28 protein-coding genes are annotated in these 26852 nt (G+C 41.5%); 2 read left to right on the forward strand and 26 right to left on the reverse strand.

Annotated elements, in window-relative coordinates:
- The first annotated feature begins 210 nt into the window (after window positions 1–210).
- Window positions 211–1719 (forward strand): hypothetical protein, encoded by a 1509-nt coding sequence (locus DWZ33_RS05280; protein ID WP_118454057.1) that lies wholly within the window; start codon window positions 211–213, stop codon window positions 1717–1719.
- Between the two features lie 63 nt (window positions 1720–1782).
- Here the strand turns inward: DWZ33_RS05280 and DWZ33_RS05285 are convergent, their stop codons facing one another.
- The 3 genes from DWZ33_RS05285 to DWZ33_RS05295 form a co-directional block, all read right to left on the reverse strand.
- On the reverse strand, window positions 1783–3132 hold the full coding sequence (locus DWZ33_RS05285) for a family 4 glycosyl hydrolase (protein WP_118454058.1): 1350 nt from the start codon (window positions 3130–3132) through the stop codon (window positions 1783–1785).
- A 21-nt stretch (window positions 3133–3153) separates the two neighbouring features.
- A complete protein-coding gene (locus DWZ33_RS05290) occupies window positions 3154–4710 on the reverse strand; it encodes a PTS transporter subunit EIIC (protein WP_118454059.1) in 1557 nt (518 codons plus the stop codon).
- Between the two features lie 106 nt (window positions 4711–4816).
- Complete coding sequence (locus DWZ33_RS05295) at window positions 4817–5644, reverse strand: PRD domain-containing protein (protein ID WP_118454060.1); 828 nt, start codon at window positions 5642–5644, stop codon at window positions 4817–4819.
- 291 nt (window positions 5645–5935) lie between these two features.
- Here DWZ33_RS05295 and DWZ33_RS05300 point away from each other — a divergent pair, with 291 nt between their 5' ends.
- Complete coding sequence (locus DWZ33_RS05300; protein WP_118454061.1) at window positions 5936–6427, forward strand: PTS sugar transporter subunit IIA; 492 nt, start codon at window positions 5936–5938, stop codon at window positions 6425–6427.
- Window positions 6428–6577: 150 nt separating this feature from the next.
- On the opposite strand, the gene DWZ33_RS05305 is transcribed toward DWZ33_RS05300, so the two are convergent.
- The 23 genes from DWZ33_RS05305 to DWZ33_RS05415 all read right to left on the reverse strand — a co-directional run bounded on the left by DWZ33_RS05305 (window position 6578) and on the right by DWZ33_RS05415 (window position 26679).
- Window positions 6578–7459: a ribokinase gene (locus DWZ33_RS05305; protein ID WP_022937038.1), complete on the reverse strand. Its 882-nt coding sequence runs from the start codon at window positions 7457–7459 to the stop codon at window positions 6578–6580.
- 70 nt (window positions 7460–7529) lie between these two features.
- Window positions 7530–8423 carry a glycoside hydrolase family 43 protein gene (locus DWZ33_RS05310; RefSeq protein ID WP_022937039.1) on the reverse strand — a complete coding sequence of 298 codons (894 nt, stop codon included), beginning with the start codon at window positions 8421–8423 and terminating at the stop codon, window positions 7530–7532.
- Window positions 8424–8521: 98 nt separating this feature from the next.
- The gene (locus DWZ33_RS05315; RefSeq protein WP_022937040.1) at window positions 8522–8797 is read right to left on the reverse strand and encodes a cupin domain-containing protein; all 276 of its coding nucleotides are present in this window, start codon (window positions 8795–8797) and stop codon (window positions 8522–8524) included.
- Window positions 8798–8815: 18 nt separating this feature from the next.
- Window positions 8816–9316 (reverse strand): PTS sugar transporter subunit IIB, encoded by a 501-nt coding sequence (locus tag DWZ33_RS05320; protein WP_022937041.1) that lies wholly within the window; start codon window positions 9314–9316, stop codon window positions 8816–8818.
- A gap of 15 nt (window positions 9317–9331) precedes the next feature.
- Window positions 9332–10192 (reverse strand): class II fructose-bisphosphate aldolase, encoded by an 861-nt coding sequence (locus tag DWZ33_RS05325; RefSeq protein WP_022937042.1) that lies wholly within the window; start codon window positions 10190–10192, stop codon window positions 9332–9334.
- 12 nt (window positions 10193–10204) lie between these two features.
- Window positions 10205–11230 carry a serine aminopeptidase domain-containing protein gene (locus DWZ33_RS05330; RefSeq protein ID WP_118454062.1) on the reverse strand — a complete coding sequence of 342 codons (1026 nt, stop codon included), beginning with the start codon at window positions 11228–11230 and terminating at the stop codon, window positions 10205–10207.
- Between the two features lie 19 nt (window positions 11231–11249).
- The gene (locus DWZ33_RS05335; protein ID WP_118454063.1) at window positions 11250–11492 is read right to left on the reverse strand and encodes a hypothetical protein; all 243 of its coding nucleotides are present in this window, start codon (window positions 11490–11492) and stop codon (window positions 11250–11252) included.
- The gene (locus DWZ33_RS05340; RefSeq protein WP_118454064.1) at window positions 11489–12121 is read right to left on the reverse strand and encodes a dihydroxyacetone kinase subunit L; all 633 of its coding nucleotides are present in this window, start codon (window positions 12119–12121) and stop codon (window positions 11489–11491) included. The genes DWZ33_RS05335 and DWZ33_RS05340 overlap by 4 nt, the downstream gene beginning before the upstream one ends.
- A gap of 4 nt (window positions 12122–12125) precedes the next feature.
- A complete protein-coding gene (locus DWZ33_RS05345; RefSeq protein WP_244925851.1) occupies window positions 12126–13145 on the reverse strand; it encodes a dihydroxyacetone kinase subunit DhaK in 1020 nt (339 codons plus the stop codon).
- Window positions 13146–13166: 21 nt separating this feature from the next.
- Window positions 13167–14795, reverse strand: coding sequence for a PTS system mannose/fructose/sorbose family transporter subunit IID (locus tag DWZ33_RS05350; protein WP_022937047.1), 1629 nt, complete (start codon window positions 14793–14795; stop codon window positions 13167–13169).
- Between the two features lie 57 nt (window positions 14796–14852).
- Window positions 14853–15251: a PTS sugar transporter subunit IIA gene (locus tag DWZ33_RS05355; RefSeq protein ID WP_118454065.1), complete on the reverse strand. Its 399-nt coding sequence runs from the start codon at window positions 15249–15251 to the stop codon at window positions 14853–14855.
- Window positions 15248–15826 carry a hypothetical protein gene (locus tag DWZ33_RS05360; RefSeq protein WP_118454066.1) on the reverse strand — a complete coding sequence of 193 codons (579 nt, stop codon included), beginning with the start codon at window positions 15824–15826 and terminating at the stop codon, window positions 15248–15250. Before DWZ33_RS05360 ends, DWZ33_RS05355 begins: the two co-directional genes overlap by 4 nt.
- A gap of 296 nt (window positions 15827–16122) precedes the next feature.
- Window positions 16123–16881 (reverse strand): DeoR/GlpR family DNA-binding transcription regulator, encoded by a 759-nt coding sequence (locus tag DWZ33_RS05365; protein ID WP_022937051.1) that lies wholly within the window; start codon window positions 16879–16881, stop codon window positions 16123–16125.
- 29 nt (window positions 16882–16910) lie between these two features.
- Window positions 16911–18329 carry a hypothetical protein gene (locus DWZ33_RS05370; protein ID WP_118454067.1) on the reverse strand — a complete coding sequence of 473 codons (1419 nt, stop codon included), beginning with the start codon at window positions 18327–18329 and terminating at the stop codon, window positions 16911–16913.
- The gene (locus tag DWZ33_RS05375; protein ID WP_118454068.1) at window positions 18326–19837 is read right to left on the reverse strand and encodes a hypothetical protein; all 1512 of its coding nucleotides are present in this window, start codon (window positions 19835–19837) and stop codon (window positions 18326–18328) included. Before DWZ33_RS05375 ends, DWZ33_RS05370 begins: the two co-directional genes overlap by 4 nt.
- A gap of 203 nt (window positions 19838–20040) precedes the next feature.
- The gene (locus tag DWZ33_RS05380; RefSeq protein ID WP_022937055.1) at window positions 20041–20883 is read right to left on the reverse strand and encodes a MurR/RpiR family transcriptional regulator; all 843 of its coding nucleotides are present in this window, start codon (window positions 20881–20883) and stop codon (window positions 20041–20043) included.
- 74 nt (window positions 20884–20957) lie between these two features.
- A complete protein-coding gene (locus DWZ33_RS05385) occupies window positions 20958–21374 on the reverse strand; it encodes a PTS sugar transporter subunit IIA (RefSeq protein WP_118454069.1) in 417 nt (138 codons plus the stop codon).
- 8 nt (window positions 21375–21382) lie between these two features.
- Complete coding sequence (locus DWZ33_RS05390) at window positions 21383–22597, reverse strand: mannitol dehydrogenase family protein (protein WP_182425536.1); 1215 nt, start codon at window positions 22595–22597, stop codon at window positions 21383–21385.
- A 44-nt stretch (window positions 22598–22641) separates the two neighbouring features.
- Window positions 22642–23598: a phosphotriesterase family protein gene (locus DWZ33_RS05395; protein WP_118454071.1), complete on the reverse strand. Its 957-nt coding sequence runs from the start codon at window positions 23596–23598 to the stop codon at window positions 22642–22644.
- Between the two features lies 1 nt (window position 23599).
- Window positions 23600–24535, reverse strand: a complete 936-nt coding sequence (locus DWZ33_RS05400) for a class I mannose-6-phosphate isomerase (RefSeq protein ID WP_118454072.1) — start codon at window positions 24533–24535, stop codon at window positions 23600–23602.
- 21 nt (window positions 24536–24556) lie between these two features.
- Entirely contained in the window at window positions 24557–25375 is an 819-nt protein-coding gene (locus DWZ33_RS05405; RefSeq protein WP_022937060.1) for a PTS system mannose/fructose/sorbose family transporter subunit IID, read from the reverse strand.
- Window positions 25375–26163, reverse strand: a complete 789-nt coding sequence (locus DWZ33_RS05410; protein WP_022937061.1) for a PTS sugar transporter subunit IIC — start codon at window positions 26161–26163, stop codon at window positions 25375–25377. Before DWZ33_RS05410 ends, DWZ33_RS05405 begins: the two co-directional genes overlap by 1 nt.
- 15 nt (window positions 26164–26178) lie before the next feature.
- Entirely contained in the window at window positions 26179–26679 is a 501-nt protein-coding gene (locus DWZ33_RS05415; protein WP_022937062.1) for a PTS sugar transporter subunit IIB, read from the reverse strand.
- Window positions 26680–26852 lie beyond the last annotated feature (173 nt).

A 26852-nucleotide genomic window follows, 5' to 3' on the forward strand; every position in this document is an offset into this window, starting at 1 on the left:
TTGTCAATTTTTTATCCATTTGCTTTTAATCTTGCATTAACCTTCAAATAATCAGCCATTATTTTGTATTTTGTCATAAATCAGCAGCAATTTTGGAGGTATTCAGGTACTGTCGACAGCCTTTGCGCAACCCTTGACAATCCGTGATATGAATATTAGAATGAAATCAATCGACTATGTTTATCAAGCACACAGCTGGGAGAAAAAACTATGAACATCTTAGAACAGTGCCAGATTTGGCATGAAAACGATGAATATAATAAAATCATTGAAGCGATTGAAGCCTTGCCATCAAATGAACGCACACCCGAATTAGACAGTGAATTAGCCCGAGCCTACAATAATTTAGCGTCCACTGAAGACCGTTCTCTTTTTAAGAAAGCGATTGCGCTGCTGAAACCGCATGAAGAATATTTTAAAGGCGATCACTTTTGGAATTTTCGCATAGGTTATGCCTATTATTACTTAGATCAGGAATATAATGCACTGCCTTATTTTGAACAGGCGCTGGCAGCCCGTCCAAATGATGAGGATACGCTGGCCTTTATCCGAAGCTGCCGCAAATGTTTGACGATGCCCCGCTTCCGCAAGAATTTCAGTCAACGCACGGCTGAATGCTGGCAGGCATTTATAGAAGGTGAGGCTGAACTGCGCAGTCTGATGGATGTGCGTAATCGAGATGAGGTCAGTGAACAATTAATGGAAAAATGTCATGCCATTCTCTCATTAGCATTTGAGGATATCGCATTTGAACTAGGTTTTAATGGAAAGCAATATGAATTAATTCTCTCACCGGAAGGTAATTTCAGTACCTTATTCAAGCTAGTCTATTTTAAGCGTCAAGCACCATCTTTGCCGCAATGGAATATATGGGTAGGCAGACAGGCTTCCAATGGTTTTGCCCTGCGTTATGAAGATATTCAAATCAGCGCCGATGATGTACAGGTTTGGATTAATGTCACAGATAAAAGAAAAATTGACCTGACTTTATATTGTGAAGCTTTAGTAAAATTGCTTGAAGCGGATGAAGGCCGGGCTTGGTGGTTTTTATCTGTACTCACCGATCAGACGCTGGGTGAAATTAATGCTATGATGCTGATTGATGAGTTTGAAGTAATCGGCAAACCAAAAGCAGAGGCGGCTCATTCCCTTGCCAAGCTGCCGGATTTACTGACTGAAAAAGGTTTTGATTTACAGTTCAGTGCTGAAGCCTATTTAGAAAGAAGCTATATTGGTTATCAGCTTGATCCGGATAATGACATGAAGGCGGATTGGCGCATGGATATCTATGTTGGGTCCACCCGCTGTCCGAATTTGATCAATGAATATCTGAATCATGAACATCAGACGATGGATGCTTTCCATAAGGATGGTGCGGTACCTGGCTTCTTCTGTTACTCACTGGATGCCTTTAATGATGCGCCAAAGAATGCTGTACTTGATTTCAGAGATATGATTGAAGCCGCTATTTTAAAAAGTGCTGGTGAACATGCGGTTACCTTTACCGGCGGTGCGACCGGCATATACTGCGGTTATCTTGATTTTATCGCTTGGGATCTGCCTGCTGTCCTTGATGCTGCGCAGGCAGAATTTGAAGCCAGCCCAATTTCATGGGCAAACTTCCACGTTTACCGCAGAGATGCCCAAACGATTTCCTTAGTTGATAAAGAAAAGGCGGATGAAGACTCAGCGCCAACCAGCAGCAAACTTCTGAGTTAACTATTTTTATACTAAACAAAAGGTTGATTTTAAGAGTATATCTCCTAAAACCAACCTTTTCGCTTATTTTAATTCAGGCCAGTAAGCCTTGTTTGCTTCAATCATTTCATCAAGCACTTCTTTAGCCACTTCAATTGACGGCACTGTTTTATTCAATGCAAACGCCTGAAGCACTTTTGTATAAAAACCTTCAATCGCACCTTCCACAAGCAGATGCTCACAAGCGTTCTGCTGTTCAATCATGCCTTTGTAGAAAGTGGAAATTGGTTCAATACCAATCAATTCAGGACCGTTCTTAGTGATCCATGCCGGTAATTCAATCATCGTGTCATCCGGCAGATTTGGCACCTTACCGTTATTTGGTTCAATGATGATGAATTTCTTCTTCTCATCACCTAAGAGTGCTACGGCTAAATCAGCGATGAAGTTTCCGTGCGCACCGGCATAGAATACCTTTTTATCAATTTCACCCGTTGCCAGATAACGATCAACTCCTTCAAACAATGCCTTTTCACGAGTTTCCATTACTTCGTTAGCGCGTGTGTGATTCGAATCTGAATGTTCAACATTTTCCTTCGGGAATAAATAGTAAGTCAAATAAGTATTAGGAATATATTCCGGACATAATTCCATCAAACGGGCTGCGTTTGTCCATACCTTGATCCAAGACTGATTGGCATGACGATCCCCTGTTGCTTCATGCTTCTTAAGCGCCTCAATATGCTCCTTAGGCAGCAGGATACCATGTTCCTTCGCATAAGCACGGATTTCTGCCGCTACATCACGGCCTTCATATTCCATGCGGGTAAACCAGCCAAAGTGATTTAAACCAAAGTAATCAACATCAATGTTTGTGTAATCCTTAATACCAACGCATTTACCGATCATTTCAATAATTGCGATCGGCATATCACAGATATTGATAATCCGTGCATTAGGTCTCAGCTTCTGGCAAGCGATTGCCACAATAGCTGCCGGGTTGGAATAGTTTAAAATCCAATGATCCTTTGCGGCATATTTCTCTACATCATCAATCATTTCAATCATTGGGAAAATAGTACGCAGACCATAAGCCATACCGCCGCAGCCACATGTTTCCTGTCCTACAACACCATGACGCAAGGAAATTTTTTCATCCTGTTCACGCATTGCATATTTGCCGACACGCATTTGCGCAAAGATAAATTTCGCGTCTGTATAAGCTTCTTTTTTGTCTGTGGTAACCGTTAATTTGATCGGAGATTTCATATCCTTTAAAATCCAGTCAACAACAACACCCACCTTGCTTTGACGTTCTCCGTCAATATCATATAAACGAACTTCTGTAACACCTAATTCTTTTTGTCTTAATGCAATCGAAGTAACAATACCCGGCGTAAATGTACTGCCGCCGCCTACAATAGTAATAATCATTTTAATTTCCACCTTTCTTTTTTATAATGACGCAAGCTTTTCATCAACAGCCTTGCGGATCTGCGGTACTTCCAAACCATAGATAATCTGTACATTATTGCCGCGTTTCACAATGCCGCTGTTTTTTGTTTCATTAATTTTCGCTTCATTCACTAATGCCATATCTGCCACATCAACACGCAGACGTGTGAAGCAGTTTTCTACACCCTTGATATTCGCTTTGCCGCCTAAGCCTTCAATAATCGCCATGATCTGTGCTTCAGCCATCGCACTGCCGGCAGCTGATGCTGATGCTTGTTCATTATTCTCCAGCACCTTTTCCTCACGGCCTGGTGTATGCAGCTTGAATTTCTTAATCAGGAAAACAAAGACTAAGAAATAGACAACAATTTCAGCCGCAGCGATGAGATAGAATACCGGCCAGTTTGTTCTTTCCATACCGGCAGCCAGATTCATGACAAAGCCATTGATTAAACCAGTGCTCATCGCGTGAACATTAAATACTTTCAGCAAGGCTAAGAATGTACCGGCAATTACTGAATGCACAAGGAATAAGAGCGGCGCGGTGAAGGCAAACATGAAATCGATCGGTTCCGTAATACCAGCCAGTGAAGCCGTCATTACTAATGGAATCAATATATTTTTAATATTCTTTTTATTCTCCGGATAAGCGGTAAAGTAGAAGGCTGCGCAGATACCGATATAACCGAATGTCTTCGCAAGACCCGTACCCATGTAATAGATTGAATCAGAGAATGGCACACCCATCTGCAGTTCAGTCATAACGATCGGATAAGCACCAACGACTGTTGTTTCACCTAATGCCAGCGTACCGCCAAGATCACCAAACTGGAATGGCGCGTAGACTAAATGATGAAGACCGGTAGGAATCAACAGACGTTCAAGCATACCATATAAGAATAAACCAAATTCACCTGAATTAGCGATAACCTGTGCCAAGGCTGTGATCACACTTTGTACAAATGGCCAAACATAAGTACAGCCAAAACCAAACAGAATTGAAACACCAACCATGCATGCAAAACTGAAACGAGTTCCTGAATACATCGCCCAATAGCCTTTGAAGCGGGCTTCACATGTTTTATTAAATACATAACCAGTCAGACAGCCAAGAATGATACCGCTGAATACACCCATATCGGTAACCTGCATTCCCAATACCGTTGATTGACCAGTACCGTAAAGGCCAAGCATCGCACTTGGTTCAGCCAACAAGCCATTGGTTGACAAGGTTACATTATTAGCTGTCAGGAACATGATATATGCAAGCAGACCAACCATAGCCGCCTGATGCTTTTCCTTTTTAGCCAATGCTGCTCCAATACCTACGGCAAAGATTAAACCGAGGTTATTGATAATTGCCATGATACATTGATATAGTAAATTACCTGCTAACTGAATCGGCGCTGCCTGTAAGAATGTCAGCATGCCGGTAATTGTTGTGTTGGTCAGCAATACGCCGATAACCAGAATCATACCCGCTACTGAGATATAGCTGAGCGGCTGAACCATTGCTTTGGAGAATTTCTCCATTACTCCCATAATTTTGTCTTTCATCATTTTTCTCCTTTAAATAATGTTATAAATAAAATAAAGACCTATAAAATCCCCTTTTATAAAGGTTCATCTTATAGGTCTTGCCTGCTTATCAGTAACAATCCTTCTATTTTACTACTTTAAGCAAATGAATCATCAGATACACCTGCTCCTGTCTTGATAATGTATAATTAAATGTCTGTTCGATATAAGTAGTGACATTAATGATACAGTTCTTTAATCGGTCATCCTTTTTTATCAGCAGATCATACATATCCTCAACCTCATTCAGTTCACTGCTTTCACCCTGAAAGATACGCTGAGCCAAAAACTTTAAATGCGTCATCAATCTAGCCGCATCCAGCTGATCCGGATTAAGCTTAATATTAAATTCCTGACGAATCACATCAAGCACACCTTTAGTAAACAGCAGAATACTTGTAGTTTTATCGGTTGTACTCTGCATTGTCGCATTGACGATATGCATCGTAATATAACCCGCTTCATCTTCATCAAGGCGGATGCCGGTAATCTGTTCGATAATATCCAATGACCAAAGTGCAAGCTTATATTCATCCCGATACATCGTTCTGATTTCACTGATCATCAGATTGGGAAGCTGTACTCCCTCCTGCTGACGCTGAACAGCGAAGTAGATATGATCAGTGAGCGCGATTACAATCTGATTGCTGAGATTCACATGCAGCTGTTTCTTAACCTCTTCCATAATCATTTCAGCAATTTGGAAATACTCAATCGGTGTCTGATCAAATAATTCATTAAACTTACTCATATGTTCATCAAGGATATAATACATCCGTTCAATCTTTTCCGCATCAATCGTATCACCGGGTTTCTTTTGAAAACCAATGCCGGCACCTTGAGCGATCGCATCTTTATTATCGTCGGTTCTAGTGGCCACTATGTTGTTATTGAATACACGAAGTACTTTCATACAAATCTCCCTCCGATAAATAAAAAAACCAAACAAAAAAGTGATATACCTTCATGTTCGGTCTTGCCTGCTTAACAGTAACAATCCTTGATTACGGTTTGATTATAGCCAATCCAATCTCGTTTGTCAACGCTTTCAGGAAAAATATTTATTTTTTTGATTTTAAGCTTTTAGGGGTTGACAAACACGTTTGAAAAATTTAAGATAGTGGCAACAATGTTACTGTTAAATCAGGCATGAGTTCTATTTCTTTGATAGCGCTCATGCCTTTTTTAACCCTAGGAGGAAAATATGTTCAACTTTTTAAAAAAAGAAAAGAATACGGTTAAGACGCTGACAGCGCCGGTAGATGGCAAGGTGATTGATTTAAGCGAGGTTGATGATCCAGTCTTTGCGCAGAAGATGATGGGTGAAGGGATTGCGATCATTCCAGAAGGCAATATCGTTGCGGCACCAGCGGATGGCACAATCGTATTAATACCGGAAACAAGACACGCATTTGGTATGAAGCTGGCAGACGGCTTGGAATTGCTTGTGCATATTGGTTTGGATACAGTAAATCTGGGCGGTGAAGGCTTCAGCGCACTTGTGGATGTAAATACAGAAGTAAAAGCTGGTGATCCAATCATCAAGGTTGACACTGATTTTGTTAAGTCAAAGGGTATCTCACTAACGACGCCGATGATTATCATGAATCACAATGATTATGAACTGACAGCATTTCATACCGGCGGCCAAGCCAAAATGGGAGAAACTGTGCTGATTGAATATACAAGTAAATAAAGCCTAGGCCTCATGAATGTGAGGCTTTTATTGATTAAGAATCAACAGAATGTTACTATTCAAGGTAAGCTTTAACGCAAAAGGTGAAATGATTGAATAATCAAAAAGAAGGTTTCAGCCATATAACAGGTTGAAACCTTTTTGTTTCTATTACAGCGCCTTTTCTACCTCATCCAAGGTTGGAATCGAATTACCCGCACCATGTCTGCCGATAACGATTGAGCTGGCAGTCGATGCCATGTTCAGGCATTCCTTTACTGACTTACGGCTCATGATGCCATAGATAAAGTAACCGGTAAATGTATCGCCGGCACCCACAGTATCCACGACCTCTGTTTTAATCGCCGGTTCATAGACATATTGATTTTCATCAGCATAGACAGCCCCGCGTTCTCCCAATGTCAGAATCACCTTGATTGCCGGGTATCTTTCCAAAATCAGCCGTGGAATCTCTTTTTCATTATCAGAACCGCTCAGCTGTCTGCCCTCTACCTCATTGATAAACAAATAATCAATCTTATCCATCGGCAATGTCTCAATCACATGATTATACGGTGAAGGATTAAACACAATGATCAAACCGGCAGCCTTAGCTTTTTCAATAATTAAATGAAGGTTGTTGATTTCATTTTGAATAACCAGAATATCTCCCTTTTCAAAATGCGGCAGCACTGAATCAATATATGCTTCACTGATATGCTCATTGCAGTTGCCGCTGACAATGATTGCATTATTGCCTGCCTTATCCACCTGGATAATTGCCTGACCGCTGTCTTCATCGACATGGTTCAGCAGTGATATATCAACATTGCCGCTTTTCAGCGTATCAGCTAATACCTGTCCATTTCTTCCAAGATTGCTGGCAATATAGACTGGCAGTCCGGTTTTGGCAAATGCCATTGCCTGATTCAATCCCTTGCCGCCTGCTGAGATTTCACAGCCGGAAGCGCAGATTGTCTCGTTTGGCTGCACGATATGCTCCAGCTTATAAATAGTATCAATGTTTAATGATCCAAATACAAGTACTTTCATGATTCTTACTCTCCTACGTTCTATAACTTGATTATACCCTATATTTAATGAAAAAGCGCAAATGATTTATTTAAAATTGATCCTGCCAGATTACCTCAATGCCATCTTCAGTAAAAGTGATTGGCAAAAAGCTGTACCCTGAATGCTGCAAATCATCAGGCTGCCAATGATCAAGCATAAGTATGTACTGCCCATCGCTTTCAAACACATAAGATGCCTGAGCATTAAATGTTTTGCGGTAATTCTTGCCTGAGCATGGATTGTCAATCAGCTTCCAGCCGCTGTACAGATGGTTTGATTTAGCATAAAGCGCTGCGTTGGGATGCCAGCCAGTACAGCCTGAGGTAATCATGTAATAGGTATCGGCTTTCTTAAAGAGTATCGGCGCCTCGCGTTCCTGATCGATGAGCGCCGAAGTATAAAAACCGGTGACATCATCATAAGCGTCATTTAATTCTGCCAGTACCATTGTTTTATTGTAATTGGAGCTGTGAATTAATACCGCTTTGCCATTTTGATCTTTAAACAATGTCATATCCCGGCTGTCAAGGCGATTGGGCTGCATAAATCTGACATCATGAAAAGGTCCCTGCGGATGCTTAGAACGGGCAACACCTACACCCGCGTAATAATACTGTGCATCATCCGCATGAAACCAAAGCAGATATTCATCATTTAATTCATTATAGATGACCTTGGGACGCTCACAAACACAGCTTGGATGAAGATAATTGTCAGCCTGCTCATCAGCGGATAATGCCAATCCCTCATATTTCCACGTATGCAGATCAGTCGATGAGTAACAGGCAATGCCAATGACATCAACGCGTGTTTGATGAGGGCAGTTATCAGCTCCCTTATGCTCACCATACCAATAATAACGGTCTTTAAACTTTGCGATCATGCCTCCATGCGCCTGAATTGGGTTGCCGTCCTGATCCAGCCAAAGCGTTCCATTATGCATATAAGATCCTCCTACTTTTTTATTATTTTATCATATGTGACAGCCTCCGAAAAGAAAAACAGTCCTTGCGCTGATCAGCGATAGAACTGTCTTTTAGCTTATTTCATATCAAAGATATAATGCTTTTTAATTTTCTTTTCAACACACCAGATGCAGTCCATATTCGGCTGGAAAGTAACCAAATCCCCGGCTGCGAAGTGATAGCGGATGCCATCTTGAGTCTGCACATAGGCTTCCCCTTCAATGACTAAACAAGTTTCTTCACGCTCATCATAGCTGGCTTCCCATGTTTCCGGCTCATGTTCCCATGTCGGCTGTGCCAGCAGCAATGCCTTTTGTTCCTCAGTGGGTTTTCTAACAAATACAGGTTTCATATAGTTTCCTTTCTTTCCTTATAAATTCGGATAATGCTTCGCCTTAACATCCTGCCACGAAACTTCCTTATCATCAGGAACCGGCTGAAAATATGCCTTTAAGCCTGCTTTGGCCATTTCGTTCATCATTCGCGCATCCTCATCGTCAAAGGAAATCGGACCCATGACAATCTTGCGGCCAAAACCGCCGCCGATGCCGCCAACCTGCAGCTCAGGATAATTAAAGCCTGCCATATAAGCGCGGTAAGCATTGGGAACATCTTTAAAAAGAATGAAAATCGGTTCAACCTCCCCAAGCTGATTCGCCTGCCAGCGTCTGCCGGCTTCTTCACAGGATATTGTTTCTAGTTCAACACCTACCGGACATGCCATCGAGAATAGCTGAGAGAGAAATGGATCTTTCGCAGACTGATCATCAATAATATATACTTTTTTACTCTTTGTACGGTACAGCCATTGTGTACATACCTGCCCGTGAATTAATCGGCTGTCGATTCTAACTAATCCGATCTTTGCCATAATAATGCCTCCTTTTTAGTCAGTGATTTTGAGCCAGTTCTTCCCTACCGAACCAGTCACTTTCATATAGTCCATCACTCTTTCTTTATAACCAGCCCACATAATATCACCCGCCATACGAGCGCCGATATTTTCTTCCGGATAACGGCCGTCCTCCATCAGCAGCTGTAAGCCATAATTATAAGCATCAGTTCCCATATTTACTTTTTGGGTGCCAATCTGACAGCATTTCGCGATATTATCAAAGCCGGAGAACGAACCGCCATGGAATACTAATGGTACATCAACCAGTTCTTTAATTTTCGCAAGCCGCTCAAAGTCAATTTCTGGTCCCTTATTCGTATATTCACCATGAGCTTCACCAATTGATACCGCTAAGCAGTCACAGCCAGAGGCTTCCACAAAAGCTTTTGCCTTCTCAGGATCGGTCAAAAATTCCTCACGTTTTTCTTCATAATCACAGCCATCAGCGATCTGTCCAAATTCTGCCTCAACTGTAATTCCCAATGGTTCACAGATTCGTTTAAAATAAGCGACCTCTTTCGCATTTTCCTCAAACGGCAATGCTGAACGATCCACCATGATACCGGTAAAACCGCCGTATATAGCTTTTACGCATGCCTCAAATGTATCGCCATGATCAAGATTCAAGGCTACCGGGATACGAACCTCATTGGCTAACTGGGTAACGATTCGGCCGAATGAAACCAGATCCTTGTGATTGCCTGGCAGTACATCGATAATTACCGGTGAATCTAATTCTACTGCTGCTTCAAGGCAGGCTCTGACTGAATCCTCATTAAATACATTTGGGGCTAGAACCCCATAACCGCCTTCTTTGGCTTTCTTCATAATCTCAAGCATTGATACTAACATTTTGATTTCCTCCTAATTGCTGTTTAGCTTTTTTAATCGTTCAAATGGTTCCCGCTGCGCTCTGACACAGTTATTCAAAAACAGCAGCAGATCTTTAATGGCAGCCGATGAATCCTTGTCAAAAAATAAATCATGACGGCTGTCGGCATAATATTTATAGAAAATATTCTGAGCCGAAGATGCTTTTAATTTGATCAGCATCGAATCAATATTCTTCGTATAATTAGAAATAGGATCAAGCATACCCGCCATGATATACAAAGGCAGATACTTAGGAAAAGCAGCCGTCCATGTTTCAAGATCAATCAGCATCTGCTGATTCAGCAGTTCAGTATAAGCCTGTACTGTATACTCAAAATTACAGGCACTGTCGTTATTGATTTTCCGTAATTCCTGACGTTTGCTGCTGCGGTAGGCGTGTGTGTCCTTTTCACCTTCAAGATAAATTTGCTTATTTTCTTCAAGCAGTGCTTTTAATTCTGATGCGTAAGAGTTCTTGCCCTTTTCCTTCATTGCTTTCCTACATGCCATGGCTGATCTGCGCGGGTGAGCGGGAAAACCTTCATCACTGCATAAAATCAGCGCATTGACATCTTTGTATTTCATCATGTAATTCCTAGCCAGCACACAGCCAAAGCCAATGCCCAGCATGCCATGCAGAATCGGTTCTACGGCATGAGTAACCGTCTGGCTGCCTTTTTTATCTGACTGATTGACCGCGATCGTTGCCGGTATTTTTTTGAAATCATTGAATACATAGAGAAACAGCTGGTGAATATCCTCAATAAGCTGCCATGAATGATTCACCTCAATGACACCCAATAATGCTGCTGTTTTCCCATGACCGAGCAAATCGCAGCCAAATGATAGATAACCATCATTGGCTAGCTGTTTCATTAGATCACAATAACGCGAAATATGGTCATAGCGATCATGAATAATCTGTATGTAGCCGCGGATCGGTGAATCTGGATAGCAGACAAGACCATAAACCGTATCCGTCTGATTAGCGCTTGGATAGCGATATTCTTTAAACATGATCTTGCCTCCTTATGAATCAGCGGTTTGCTTTTGGCCGCTTAGCCCGGTGTTCTTTAATATCATGAATCAGCAGAAGGGCGAAGAACAGCAGCAAACTGCCAAGCATTAAGCCATTCTCAGTAAAGGTGTTCTGATTCGGCGAAGATTGGCTGACGCTCTGTCCCAGCGTTGTGGTTAAACCTTGGGTCATGAACCAGTAGATTGCTAGCGTCAATCCTGCCAGCTTCATGAGCCAGATTATTTGTTTCTTTCTGATCATTGCTGTTCACTGGCTATTGTTTTCAACAGCCCCTCAACATAGAGCTTGGCAACGACGGTACCGGGATCAATGATGCCGATGCTGTCCGCTTTTCGAAAAGCCAGACGGCCATGCTTCGCTTCCATCTTGGCCGCATCATCAACTCCCTGACAAGCCGCTTGGTAGCCGGCAGTCAGAAAATCAATAGGTGCTGATGTTAAGTTAGCTTCGATACTCCTAGCAGCCGGATAAATCGCGTCGAGGAAGGTTTTTTCACCTTCTTCAGCTTTACCTGTCTGTTTGACTCCGGCCGCCATCTCACGCACCAATAGCAGCAGTTCCTCATTAGCTAAAGCTGTTTTGCCCTTAAGCTTTTTGCCTATATTCATAAATCCTGATGATAACAAGGTACCCATCGAGGAAGAAGCCGCATTATTGAAGCATTTGCCTGCCTGATAAAACAGCTTGCCTAAATCAGTCTCCATGCTGTCATGAACAAATTGATCGGCAGCCTTAAACCCGTCACCCATTACAATCCCTAAATCACCGTCACCGCCAACTGAATCAAGCTCGGTCAGCGTTTCAATATTGGCCTGAAAAATCAGATCCCATTGTGTAAACAGCTTTTCAATAAATGTTTTATCTAGCATAAGCTCACCGTCCAAATTGTTTAAACAGCGGTGTATCCGCCTGAGCATCAAGCAGCGGCTTCAGCTCATCATCCAGTTTAAACAGTGTGATCGACATACCTGCCATTTCCAATGATGTGGCATATTCACCGACATATGTTCTATAAACCGATATCCCTGCTTTCGTTAACAATTCATTTACCTTGCGGTTGATCAGATATTGTTCTTCTAAAGGTGTAGCGCCCAAGCCGTTGATCAAAACCGCGGCCTCATCCTCAGCATTCAGTTTTAAATCATCGATCAGTGCCGGCAGAATTTCCTCAACAATGGCATCCGCACTCAGCAAAGGTCCGCGTCGAAGACCGGCTTCACCATGGATACCCATGCCGATTTCCATCTCATCATCACCAATGGTAAAGCTTGGATGACCGATTCGCGGTACCGTGCAGGGGGTCAATGCCGCTCCCATGGTAGATACCCGCTCACTGGCTTTTTTAGCCAGCCGTTCAACCTCATCCAACGGCAGCAGCTGATCGGCTGCCGCCCCGGCGATTTTGTAGACAAAGAAGATACCGGCTACTCCGCGGCGCACATTCTTTTCACCCGCTGCCGCTCTAGGCCCGGAAGCTGCATCTTCACCGGCAATGATCGATCGAACCTCAATGTCGTCTTCCATGTCAGCCATTTCCGCAGCCATTGTGAAATTAAAAATATCACCGTTATAATTTCCATAAATATAAAGCACACCGCTGCCTTGATCGATTGCCTTCGTCACATTCAGCATTTCATCAGCGCTTGGTGATTGAAAAACACCGCCGATGGCACAGCCGTCAAGCATGCCCTTGCCCACATAACCGAGAAACAATGGCAGATGACCGCTGCCGCCGCCGGTAGCTAATGCAACCTTGCCCGGCTTTTTATGAACCGCGCATAAACAGCGCAGATTGCCGTCGACTGGTTTTACATAATCAGAATGCGCCGCATAATATCCCGCCAGCATTTCTGGTATGAAATCCTCAGCCTTATTCATAAACTTTTTCATCATTTACACCTCCTTAACAATTTGCTATGCCAAAATACCTAAACCGCCTAATACGATAGAAAGTCCCAGCAGAATCAGTGTAGCCTTTAAGATATTGCCGCCTTTTTGCAGATATTTATAAATACCAAATACCGCGCATAATGAAAGCAGTCCCGGCGCGATGCCGTCAATCAATGTTTCCTGAAGACTTAAGAATTCACCGCCATAAGGAACATTTAAGCCTAACGCGACACTGACATTCTCAGCAGCCATGACACCCATCACAAATAAACCAATAATACTGAAGAAAGTCACAATCTTTTGAACGGCACGGTTCTGCAAGATGCTGGTAGCTGATTTAGTACCCAGCTTATAGCCCAGATTAAACATGAACTTGCCTTCTGAAGTTAAAATGATATAAAGCAGTAAATCATAGACGATCGGCGCCCAGATATACCCCTTTTGCGCAAAGCCCATAAAGAAGGCTGCCATCAGCGGTTTAATCGTAGCGTAATTCAGCGTATCACCGATACCGGCAAAAGGCCCCATCATACCGGTTTTTACTGAGTTAATTAATTCACCGCTGATTACCTGTGTTTCATCATCACCCTCACGCAATGCACGGGCTCTTTCTTCCTCCATTGATACAACTACACCCGGAATAATACCGCCGATCATATTCTCAGTAATAAAGAACTGCATATGACGTTTTAAACCATCAATCTGCGCGTCCTTATCATTTGGGTATAATTCCTCAAGTGCCGGTGCCATAGTTAAGCACATACCTAATGCCTGAAGACGTTCAACATTATCCACATGACAGATATGCATCCGCCAGTTAAACCAAACCTTATTTAATGTCTTCTTACTTAACAGCCGTTCACCCTGTGATTCAGTGTTATTCAGACTCATTAAATCCGCAAATACATTGCCTGAATCATTGGCATCCTTCGTGAATGTCATATACAGCCATGCCAGGAAAATACCTAACAGACAGCCTGGAATTGAACTCAATCCTGAATATTGCGCGAAGAAGAAACCAGCAATAAAGAAAGGAATCAAATTACCCTTACCGATAACCATAATCGTCATCGCAAAGCCCAGCGCCGGCATCATGCCGCCGGCAACCGTAAACATATTTTCTGCCCAGGCCGGCAGACCATTTAATAAAATACCTAAGCTGACCGTTCCATATTTCAAAATTAAAGTCATTGGAATCAAGAAGATAACGGCTCTGATTAATGGTCCGTAAATTAATGATGTGCGCTGTAAACCGCTGATATCGCCTTGTTCGGCACATTTATCCGCATGGTGAACCGTCCACAGCATCGCAACACGTTTTACTGTATGAAGCTGAGCACAGATTAAAGCGGCAGCCGATGAGATAACCAGACCTTCTTCAAGACTGATACCCTGTGTAATAACCATGGAGGTCGTCACAACCCCCGCCGCGACCTTGTCGACCGGCAATGCCCCGCCTACTGCCGTTAATGCCAGATATAATGGCTGAATCGTACCGCCGACGATAACGCCTGTCGTAATGTCTCCCAAGATGAGACCCGTCAGCATTGATACGAACATCAGATCACAGAAACAGTACGTAAAAGGTACAAATATTTCCCCTGCGTCGAGCCAATACAATGCCGCAATCAGTATTGCTTGAACTAGTGTCATTTTATTCCTCTCCTTTCATAACACCTATTCTATAAGAACTTCATTTGACTAACTAAACTAGCAGTTTGGAATATATACCTCCTGTATCCCGTTTTTCCCGATTTCCGCTGCTTTCTTGCTTAGTTCTTCCAACGAAGCGTTCTCCATGGTAAGCAATAACTCTAAAACCATCCCTAAATTCAAACCTGTCACAACCCGATAATGCGCTTCCCTGAATGCCAGAATACTTGAATTGCATGGACTCGCACCGTACATATCCGCCAGAATCAGATAATCGCCGTCAGGATCTTTTGCCAATACCGCTTTGGCCTCCTCGACAAACTCCGCCATCGACTTCTCCGCGCTCATACATAATGTTTCAAGACTTTCCGCGGCACTGTGTCCGGCGATCATTGCGATAGTCTGCTTATAGCTTTCGGCGAGCGTTCCATGCGTTGCCAGTATTAAATGTGTCATTTGTTATTTCCCTTTCTGTTTTTTTGAACCAAAATGATTCCAACCATTACTGATGAAGTAAAGGTAACCAAAATCATTGCTAGTGAAAGCAGAAGCATTAATGTGCGGTTCCAATCAGTGATCATACGGAAATCATCAATGCTGATTTGCATCTCAAATAAATTCCAAATGAACAAAGAGCCAATAAGAATCGCACCAATGATTCTCTTCATGAGCACTGGTGAATCATTGTTGCTGAGCCTGCACATCATTGATTCCTTTGCCGGCAATTCAAACCGATTGGTCATCGGCAGTTCCGGCAGGAAACGCTGATGATAATAAAACTGCAGCAGCACAAAGCAGATAAGCCCAATGCTGACAGACAATGGATAATTCGGCAAATAATAATAAATCAGAAAACCAACGGTAATCGGAATAATGAAACGGCAGCGAACCAGCTGGAATTTAAGCTGATTATTTTTATCCAATGTGTAAGCCAGATTTTTACGCTTATCATAGATATAAACCTTACCTGCATTATCCTTATAAAGATTACGTCCGATATTGGTTAAACGGCTTTGCATTTTTTGTTTCATGAGCTTATTTTAAGCACCCATCTGTAAGCGCTTTACTTCCTCCTGCCTTAGTAATATCATTTCAAAACTATTAAAGCAATACTTCTCCTATAAATCGATAGTTCAAAACATTTTTATCCTATTTCAATCAGTTTTATCCTTTTGTTTGTTTTGTTTCAAAAATATTATCAGAACATTAATATGGTTAATATTAACACCATTACTGATAAATGATAACCAGCTTTCAGCCTGATGCTGCCAAAACGAAAACATAAAAAAAGAATGTACATTCGCTGTACATCCTATCCTACTCTTATCTACTCACTGCCAACTTCAATCACCGTAGTATTGATCTTGCCTTTAAGCTGATCAGGCACCTTATCCGTAACCAGTAAATCAAAATCGGAAAATTGCGCATACTGAAATCTAGCCGGTCTTGTAAATTTACTGGAATCCATTATCAAAATATTACGCTTGCTGCGCTTCATCACCGCCATGTTGGTAAACACTGCATCCTCAGTTTGGGTTCCCGGCCCATCAAGTCCCTCGCTGCCATCTAAGCCGAAAATAGCTACATCAAAGGAGAATTTACTGATCATATCCGTTACAAAATGACCCTGAGTTCGTTTTCCTGTTTTTGAATAGGAACCGCCCAGCATGATGATTTCATGCTTGCTTTCAGCAGCAATGCTAACCATATCGAAACAGTTCGTGATCAGCAGCAGGTTTTTCTTCAGGCAGATCAGCCTTCCCAATGGCAATGCGGTAGAGCTTGGATCAATAAAGACAACATTATCATTATCTATATAATTGATCACCTTGGAACAGATCAATCGTTTAATATCCATTTTCTCCTGGGTTCTGATATTCAGCGGAATATCGACATTAGAATTTCTGAGTACGGCTCCGCCATGGGTTCGAAAGAGAAAACCTTTATTCTCCAAAAAGCTGAAATCTTTGCGAATCGTTTCCGGTGTCACATCTAATACTCTGGCAATTTCATTCACACTTGCCCGCTCATAAGCCAGCAAATATTTTCTGATTTCCTCATGTCTGCGTTCTGTACTTTTTTCCATAAGCTGCCTCTTTTCATTTTAAAAGAAATTTAATAATCTACCACAAATTCATCATAGCGATCAAACACACCTTGATTTTTAATCAGGATTGGCAAGACTAGCTGTCCTTGATCATTAATTGTGTAGTGCGTGGTTGTGACCCTGTATTCAGGTTGTATATGTGAATCAATACTCCATTCCATTTCCACATAGCAGTCACCCTCATTCATCATTTCCTCATAGACACCAATACAAACACCAATATTTTTCTGTGCCATATATTGTCTGATGGTTTGGTTGGGATCGCCGTTAAATGCCACAGCATTAATATCATTATCAGACAAGGTAAGGCCCGTTTCCTTTACAAAGATAAACTGTTTTGGTTTACTGTCCGCAAATGGAAACACTAGTGAAATCAATTGATTATTTTCTCTGAGCTGATAATCGCGGTGTACCTCTGTCCAATTAAATTTAAAAAACATAACCTCATTAAACAATTTAGCGGCAGCATGCTCTGCATCTAATGCCAAATGATACGCCCGATCATCATGTACTTCAATAAACTGATCCACTGTAATCGGTGATGTTTTTACATAGTTAGAATTAGCTTCTTTGATTACCTTGCTCGTCATTTCATTTTTATTTACTTCAACTAGTTCGGCTTCATCCATATGATAAAGCATAAAGGATAAAACTTCCAAGCCCCGCAAAGATTGATGCCGATCTTTTTTTCTATACATTTGCGGCAGCAGCTGGGTATTGCCTAATGAATTCGATTTAAACCGCAGACAACATACAATGCCATTTTTTTCCGCAACTGCGAAATAATCATTTTCAAGGAATTCAGCATCCGTATAAATTTCATCATATTGCTGGGTATTTTTTAATAACTCAGCCTCGCTCAGCCAATGATCAGCATCCGCATATTTCACTAATCCTTCTTCGATCGGGCCATCAATCAAACCTCTTCTGCCATGCCATTCTTCCATGCTAGTTAGCTTATAACCTGTATCAATAATTTCATCAGCATTTTCTATTACATAATTATAAAGGGTATCTTCCTCAACCTTAAAGGCTAGGTTGTACTCATTAACACTATAATAAACAGCATCGTCATCAGAAACATCTATATAGCTTTCCATGATATATGTTTCACCATTCTTATCCGTCAGCTGATAAATAATATACAAACAATCTTCCGGCCGTTGATAAAAATAACCAGTATCCATCCCTTGTAAAGTTGTCATAACCATATTTAAATGCTCAGAATCGTTGAGTCTATATTCGACAATACCATCACTATTCATCACATCCGCAACCACTTCACTCAACGCTAAGGTCTGATAGAAATCAAATATTTCATCAGGGGTTGAATGATCATAATCATAGGTAATCGCAGGTTCTTCCAGCTTTGGTTCTGCCTTACAGCCCCCGATAACTAATAGGATACAAAGACATAACTTTTTCATTCTGCACCCTCCTCGCCGATATCCGCAGGCGTACTGACATCTGTATTAGTTGAAGCATCACTCATTGTCGAAGATTCAGATTCTAAATCAAGATCTGTATCAGCAGCTGGCGATGAATCCTCTTCGCTCGCAGCATCACTATCCGTTGCCGGCTCTTCTTCAGGCGCTGCCAACTTGTTTAAATATTTAAATGAATTAATGCGGATACCCTCATCAGTTTCCTCTAATACAATTCTGACTTGTTTAAAATGTTCTTCATTCCCTATAACGTTATCATAAGCTTCACCTAAATCATTTTTATAAACATAAAATAGTTCATTAAAGGAATGAGAATTTTTACCATCATCAGGTGACTTTATACTGCCTGTATAAATCAATAAATCATAAGTACGCTGATTACCATTGACCGCTTCTTCAAATATCCAGCCGGTTTCCAAAGTTGCGAAAAAATACTCATAAGGTGTATGAATATCACAGAGCTTTAATTGCGGACTGTGATTGACGGTAAACATCGGATAATCAGCAAGATGTTTTTCAGTAATAACCGGCATTGTAAAGTCCTGACCGAATAAAACTTTGCCTGCCTTTTCTATCATTGAATAAGTCACAAAGCGATCCGGCTGAAGGGAATGAACAGGCAGTACATCTTCATCCATGTTAATGGTAACACTATCCCCCTGTGGTCCATAATAAGAATTCATATCAGACCCATAATTATTACGCCGATAACCATTCTGAATCTGCTGCATCGCTAAGCCTGCCACAACCTTATTCCAATCTTGAATATCATGATAATCTGTAAATTCATCATTAATGTAGAATGCCATTTTTAGTGCCTGCAGCCATGGATCATTCTCAAAGTACCATGTATTGTAAACTGTTGGTGAAAGATATTCCTCATTTCCAAAAGTGTATTCTTCCTGATAAGTATCTTCAAATTCAGCGGCTGGTGTTTCTGCCCATGTGCCCATATCAACCGTAATTTCATCTAAATCGATGGGTAAAACCGGCAACCCGGAATCGGTATGCTTTTTAAAGAAATCAAGCAAAACCATCTTTTCTTCAGTGAGTGCGCATGCGTTCTTCGTAAGACAAAAGCCATAATCATTCCCTTTAAATACAATAGGCTCTTTATCCTTCACGGTAACCTCAAAGGCAAAAAGCTGTCCATCAGGAAGGGTTTCAATATGATCTTTATTCACATCAACCTTAATTGTATCCAGCAGCTGTTTAAACTCATTAAGAATGGATTGATCACTAATCGAATACTCCATCGCTGTTTCATTTTGTTCATCATTAAGAATAAAGCGCAGGCTGACAAGTTCATTAACGCGCAGATTATCGATTCGATTGCGGATTGCATACGTATCACCAAAACGTTTAGAACACCCATTTTTGATAAACATGGTGGATATTTCCGGTTTGATTACATCAGGCTGCTCTGGCTCACTTTGTTTGGTACAGCCAAATAAAATCAACACAAGTAAGATTAATTTTGCTTTTCTCATTGTGATGCCCCCTTTACTATCATTTTATTTTTTATTTGATTGAATGTCCACATAAAGATCGTTGCTGCCGATAATATTATGAAGATTTAATATTTTGAATAACCATAAACAAAAGAAGCCGAATCATTGTGACTCAGCTTCCTAATCATTTAATAAATTCATTAAGAATGTTGGCAATATGCAGTCAGCTTTTAACCGATACCCTATGCCTTATAGTTTAATTTTGTCTGGATCTTCATCATTGTAGAATGCATTTCAAAACGCTCAAAATCCTTCTTCAATAGATTCAGATAAATCATATCAAAAACTGCCAGCAAGGAAGAACGGATCAAATTAGTTCTTAGGAAAGTGCGATTGCCGTACTCTACTAATTTGAAATTAATATCAGAGAGTGCCTTAATTGTATTTTCAGATACTTTAGTAATTGATATTACCTTCATACCCCGCTTTTTAGCCAGCTTCGCAAAGTTTACCATATCCCTGGTTTCCCCGGATTCTGACAATACGATGATGACATCCTGATCATTACACTGATTCAATGCTGAATAGATCATTGTTGTATGGTCATGATGATAGGCATCCAAACCAATATAACTCAGCCGGTGCGCAAAGTAATCAGCGAAACAATTATTGCGGACAGAGAAACCGGCGATGATAATCTTACGTGCATTATAAAGGAAATCCACCGCCAGATCAACATCATCACTCTTATTCATATCAAAGGTCATGTCGAGAATCAGATTATACTGTTCCCGCAGCTTTTCCATTGTTTCAACGGTACTTTCCTGATCATCAATTTCAAGATCTACATAGGCATCTGGGTTATCCATACTGATATCGGCGATCATTTTTTTATAATTGCCGTAACCAAGCTTCTGTGAAAAACGAATCACGGTTGACTGGCCGACACCTACCGCATCAGCCAACTCCTGTGAGGTAAGATTTCTGATTTCTTCCCGATGTTCCTGAATGTAGTTTGAAAGCTTCTCCTCTGAGAAGGTCAGACCGTCAAAAACCATTTTTAATTTGTTTGTATACGAGGACATCGCAATTGCCTCCATTCCCTATAAATCAAGCTTTTATCAAGGTTAGTGTAGCATAATAAGCAAAGTATTGTAAACTAAATGATTTCATCATCACTTTCATCAAAGCATAAATGGGTCTCCATCATGCCGCTTTTAGCCTCGTCAATCAACTGATCCAATTCACTCTGTGACAAAATGCCCTGATGCAGCAAAATACCAATCACCAGTCCCATATTCATACCATTTACTAAATGCACATTCTCACGCAGACTCAGACGGCTAACCGCATTGGACACACTGCCGCCTAATAAATCCGCCAAAATAATAAATTGTGTATCAGGTTGTGCATCAATCTTAGCCTCAATAGCACCAGCAATCGTTTCAGGCATTTCACCCGGCTGCAGGCCATAACAGCTTAAATCCTTTGTTTCACCGATAATCATACCAACTGAATTCATCATACCCGCTGACAGATTGCCATGTGAAATTAAGATTACTTTTTTCTTATCCATAATAGCTCCTATTCATCTAAGGGATTTTTACCCAATATTTCATAATATGCATTGAGAATCAATTGATAAATAATTGCGTCATATTCTGCCTCTAAATGCAGGGAGCAGCATGACTGAATCACCTGTTCAATGCCCTCATTTTCAATCCGCCTGCGTAATTCAACACTCTGTGGATCATGTTCATTATAATAGAAAAATCCATAAGCGAGACATTTAGTTATATAATAAGGCACAATACCATGCTTGATGCAGCAGAAGGCAGGTCCTAAGAAGCGGTCATTGCGGCCAAATTTACGAATCGGTTCACGCGCGATGCGGTGCAGGCTGTCCTGAAATTCTTCATTTCTGAAAATCGTGACCGTTTTCTTTGCTTCTTCATCACTGCGCGGCGGTAAATGGTACTCGGCAGCTACACCGTTATATCCCTCTACTGCGGCATAATAGGCATAAAGTGATGCCTTGGGATGATGTGCCGCTTCATTGGTATATTCAATGCCGTCTTTTAAGGCTACAAAGGCCATTGAACATTGTACCAAGTTACCAGTCCAAATCTTATAGACCATCGCCAGATCAAGATTCTTTTCTAATCGAAAGAACGTAGGCAGTTCTGCTTTTTCCCTCAGTACAGGCAGATCCTCCACACGCAGTACCGGCTTATTATCGCCGATGATTCGATATTGATCTTCTGTTTTATGAGCTGTGTCCGGCAGTAGATTCTTACGGTTTACGATAGACATAATCAAACACATGGATGCCTCATAAGCTGGAATTAATTCAGTATTTAATGCCTTGCGGATCAGCGTATCAAAGGTTTGATACAAACCGACATAATTGGCTCCCAGCGTAACTATCACCTTTTTATTCAGTTTTAAATCCGCAAGCCTTGCCACGGCTGCCGCCAGATCCTTGGCAACTTGTTCAAAGGCATCGGGTTTTAAGGCGGTCGCTACATAATCAGCGTTAATTATCGCATCGATATATTCCTCATAATCGTTGACCGTATCCAGTACCTTAAAATTTTCGATTCGCCGTTCCTGATTTTCATTGGTTGACAGGTCAGTCATCTGTACCGTGTAATAGTTCTGTTTCCGCAATCCTTCAACTAACTGTGTGTCATTATCCGCAAAAATCAGCTGCCAGCCATCGCGGTCAAACAATTCACCAAGCATCCCACGGCCGCTGCGGCCAGCACCGATAATCAGCACGCATCCTTTTTTATCCATAGTCATCCTCTTTTCTGTTAGGGAAACAGGCATTTAGGGAGCGCTTAAATGCCTGATGATTCAAAAATATGTTTTGGATTCTCAATAAAAATCTGATGAAGCTCCGCTTCCGTAAGCCCCTCTTCACGCAAGAGAGGAATCACCTCTCTGATCAAATAGCTTAAAGAATCCGGTGCATAATTAACGTATGATTTATGATCATACTCCGCAAAGCGCGCTGAATTGAAACAGATGACGGCATCATGGGAGAGAATGAGCCGCTTAGCCCAGCCGTGCTGGCAGATCGTTTTAATCACCTTTAAATTATGCGCTAACTGATGAGCGTTAAAATTCATCTGATCGACAGCGATATAGGCGCCGCGCTGCATAACATTAAACGCGTAATCAAGCGGATCACCCTTGCGGAAATGACCGATGACTACTTTACTTAAATCTGCCCCCTGTTCTTCAAACAGATCCAGCTGAAATAGACCCTGACGCGTATTGGCCGGCCGGCAGTGAGTTATGATGGGAGCACCGGTAAGCCGCTGCGCTTTGCCGGCAGCCCGCAAGACCTTGATTGTGTTTGGGGTAAAGCCTAGTTCAGTAGTTCCGCATTTAATAACACCGCACTTGATGTCACTGCCCTGACAACCCTCACTCAATTCACGAACAAACAGCTTTACTAAAAGTTCTTCAGGCATATCTCTAAGCCAGACATCTTCACAGCCCAGCACACCGGTTGCCGCAATGATCTGCATGCCGGTGCGTTTAGCGATGGCCTGCATCAGCAAGACATCACGGCCATAATTGATCGGTGTAACATCAACCAGCGTTTTCACGCCATGCGCCTTGGCATCAGCGATTACTTCCTCAATCATCTGCATCGCCTGCTCTTGATCAAAAAATTGTGGATCAGCCATTCTCAGATTCCAATCACTCAGCAATAAATGCTCATGCATTAAAGTAAAACCTAAATCCTTTAACGCAAGTGATCCCAATACGGTATTGATTGGTTCCATATTATTCCTCAATATAAGAAATACTCATACATTCCATTTCTCCTTTTAATACAAAAGGTCCGAAATGAGCAGGAATAAATAAGGTTTCCCCTTTGTGAATGGCTGTATCATGAATCATACCCTGTCCTTTAACACAAAGGATGAAAAGGAATTGATCACATTCATAAGTCCCTTCACCGTTGACGCTAAAGCCTTTGGCAGTATATTCATTGGGCTTGGAATAATAATGATGAATGATCATACCCGGCTGTTTTTCATCAATGATATCATGCGGTTTTAAATCTGTTTCCGGCATATTCAAGCATTCAAAAGCTTGTTTCAGATGCAAGGGTCTTTTGGGATCATCACGTTCATAATCATACATGCGGTAAGTGATGTCTGAATTGGTTGAGAATACCACACTCATCGTTTCAGAACCGCCGCCGCTGTGAATTACCCCAGCCGGTGTATTTAAAAACTGATTTGGTTTCACTTCTACACGCTGAAGCAAATTATCAAAATCCCGCTTTTCAAACAGCTCTTTAAATTCCTCAATTGTTTTAGCGGTATGCCCCATGCGTTTATAAACCGTTTCATTTGGCTTATCTAAAATAGCAACCCCACCGGATACCTTACCGCGGCAATGTTCATGCTGCCACGCATATTCATCATTGGGATGCAGATGATAAGACATCAGTCCCTGTCCGCATGAGGTAGCCATACGGATTGGGAAAATAGGGTATTGGCAGTCAAACAGTTCAGGGTGACGCTCAAAGAACTCGGACAAATGCTCCTTGGTTTCACTGATTATATTGTCAAGATGATCAGGCAGGGCAATGACATGATATGCCTGCCCCACCTTTGTCATCTTCGTCTGATAGCCATAATATTCAGTAATTTTATCACCTGCCCAGACAAAGGATTCCAGCACAGGCTCGACGTGATAGATTTTTTTCATTTCCTCACCCTCGAATCAAGCTTAGACAATACCCAGCAATGAAAGGGCAATCACCGCTGCCATGACCACATAGAAAAGTGTCTGCATTTTAACTTTCTTTATTTTAAGCAGATAATAGAACAGCAGGATCAACAAAAGACTTAACAAATTAGGGAATATCTGATTCAGCATATCAGAGAATAATACTTGTTCACCATTATTTTCAAATGCCAGCTTCAGCGCGAATTTAACTCTTGATGCTGACAGACAGCCAACAACAATTAAACCAAATACACCGACTGCCTTTGTAATATCACTGATACCGGCATTGCCGAAGAATTCCAGTGATTTTTTTCCTAATCGATAACCATTATTGAAAAGCACTTTACCAAATACCAGAATAATCGCCAGCAACGCAACGGTATAGAAAATAGGTCCCAATGGACTGCCGCTTTCACCGCTGATGGCAATCGTCAAAGTAATCAGAATCGGAATTAACGTCGCCTGAATCAATGAATCACCAATACCGGCAACCGGCCCCATCAAACCAGATTTAATGGCGGTAATCATTTCAGGATCGACATCCCCGGTGATTGCTTTTTCTTCTTCAAGACCCAATACGATACCAAAGATCAGTGATCCGGCAATTGGCTCAGTGTTGTACCATGTGAAATGACGCATGATATTCTCGGTAATTCCCTCTTGATCATAAAACTTTTTATAGAACGGCAGCAGCCACCAAGGCCAGCTCTTACCTTGCAGGTATACCGCATCAACACCTGGGCAGCCATATAATAAATAACGTGTATATAATTGATTCTGCTCTTTCTTACTGAGCGCTTCTTTTCTGATTGTTGCCATTATATGATTTCCTCGCTTTCATCGATTTCTGATGGCTTAGCGCCCTTATTCATCGTTCGATAATATAAGTAAGCCACAACAATGGCCGGGAAAATGATGGCCGTTGTGCTTAAACCTAAATATACATAGCAGGCAAAGCCAAACAGGAAGAAAACAATACCCCAGATATCTTCTACCAGATAGCCCATCAAAGCCGCCATACCAATGGCAGGCAGGACGGTTGCGACAGCCGCGAAGGCAGTCATTAAAGATGCCGGCATGAATGCTAATAAAGCATCAACGGCAGCCGTACCGAAGTAAACTAATAAAAAGCTTGGCACGCCGCGTTCCAACAGATAGAAAATAGTCGGCAGACCTACATAACCCCATGTAAACTTCTTCCAGTTACCTTCCGCAGCCGCATTTTTCATCATTTCACCAAACTGTACACAGACAAGCCGTACCACTGAATCAATCGATGTGAAAACCGTTGCCAGACCAGTTGCCAGTGCGATAGCTGCTGTCGTATCAATATTTGAAGCAATAGCAATGGCTACACATGGGAAAGAGATAATACCCATATCCATTGAACCAACACCGCCGACCTGGAAATAACCGATATAAACGAGCTGCATAGCACAGCCGATAATAACACCCTTTTGAATATCACCAAGGATAATACCGCATAACAGACCGCCGATAAACGGACGCTGGAATAAATATTTGAGCGGATAGCCGCCAATTGGTGCCGACCCGGATGAAGCAAACGTAGTTAATATACCGATAAGGATACATTGAATGACAAACATGATTGAACTCCCTTTCTAGCCCTGATGTACGCTTTCGTACTTCTTTTTGGCTTCATCAAATGAAATATTTTCAAACTTACAGCTAGGATCAAAAATTATTTCTGCACCAGCATCATGAGCATATTGAATCGCTGCCCATTCTTCTTCCGTACTGCCTACAGAATTCAAATACTTTGGCGCGTTATCTCTGATAAACTGCTGACCGATCGTAATCGGTCCCTTAAACACATACCCCTTTTCCAACAGCCGTTTAACGGTAATTGGTGTTTTAAAAATAACGAAATAATTAAGCTGTGAATCTTCAGCTTTCTTCAGATTGTCAAAGCCCTTTTGAAGATCCAGAATATGCACCTTAATATCACTGGATACGGTACTTGAATAAAGACTGACCATGTATTTATCCTTCGCAATTTCATCATCGATTACAATAATTCGATTCAATGGGAAAGATTTTTTTAAAATCGTAGTCGTTTGTCCATGTACCACTCGCATGTCAACACGATAATGAGTTATCATAAATTAACCCCTTTCTTTATCTAATATAGATTGCTGGCATAACGCTTTGTCCTCAGCCCTCCTTTTGTGAAAGCGTTATCACTTACAATTTCATTATAACGTGTTTTATGGTTACGTCAACCATTTTATTCATTTTTTATTATTTATTTTTGAATAAATAGAATTATTTGAAT

The sequence above is a fragment of the Dielma fastidiosa genome (assembly GCF_003475485.1).
GTDB classification, from domain to species: Bacteria; Bacillota_I; Bacilli_A; order Erysipelotrichales; family Erysipelotrichaceae; genus Dielma; species Dielma fastidiosa.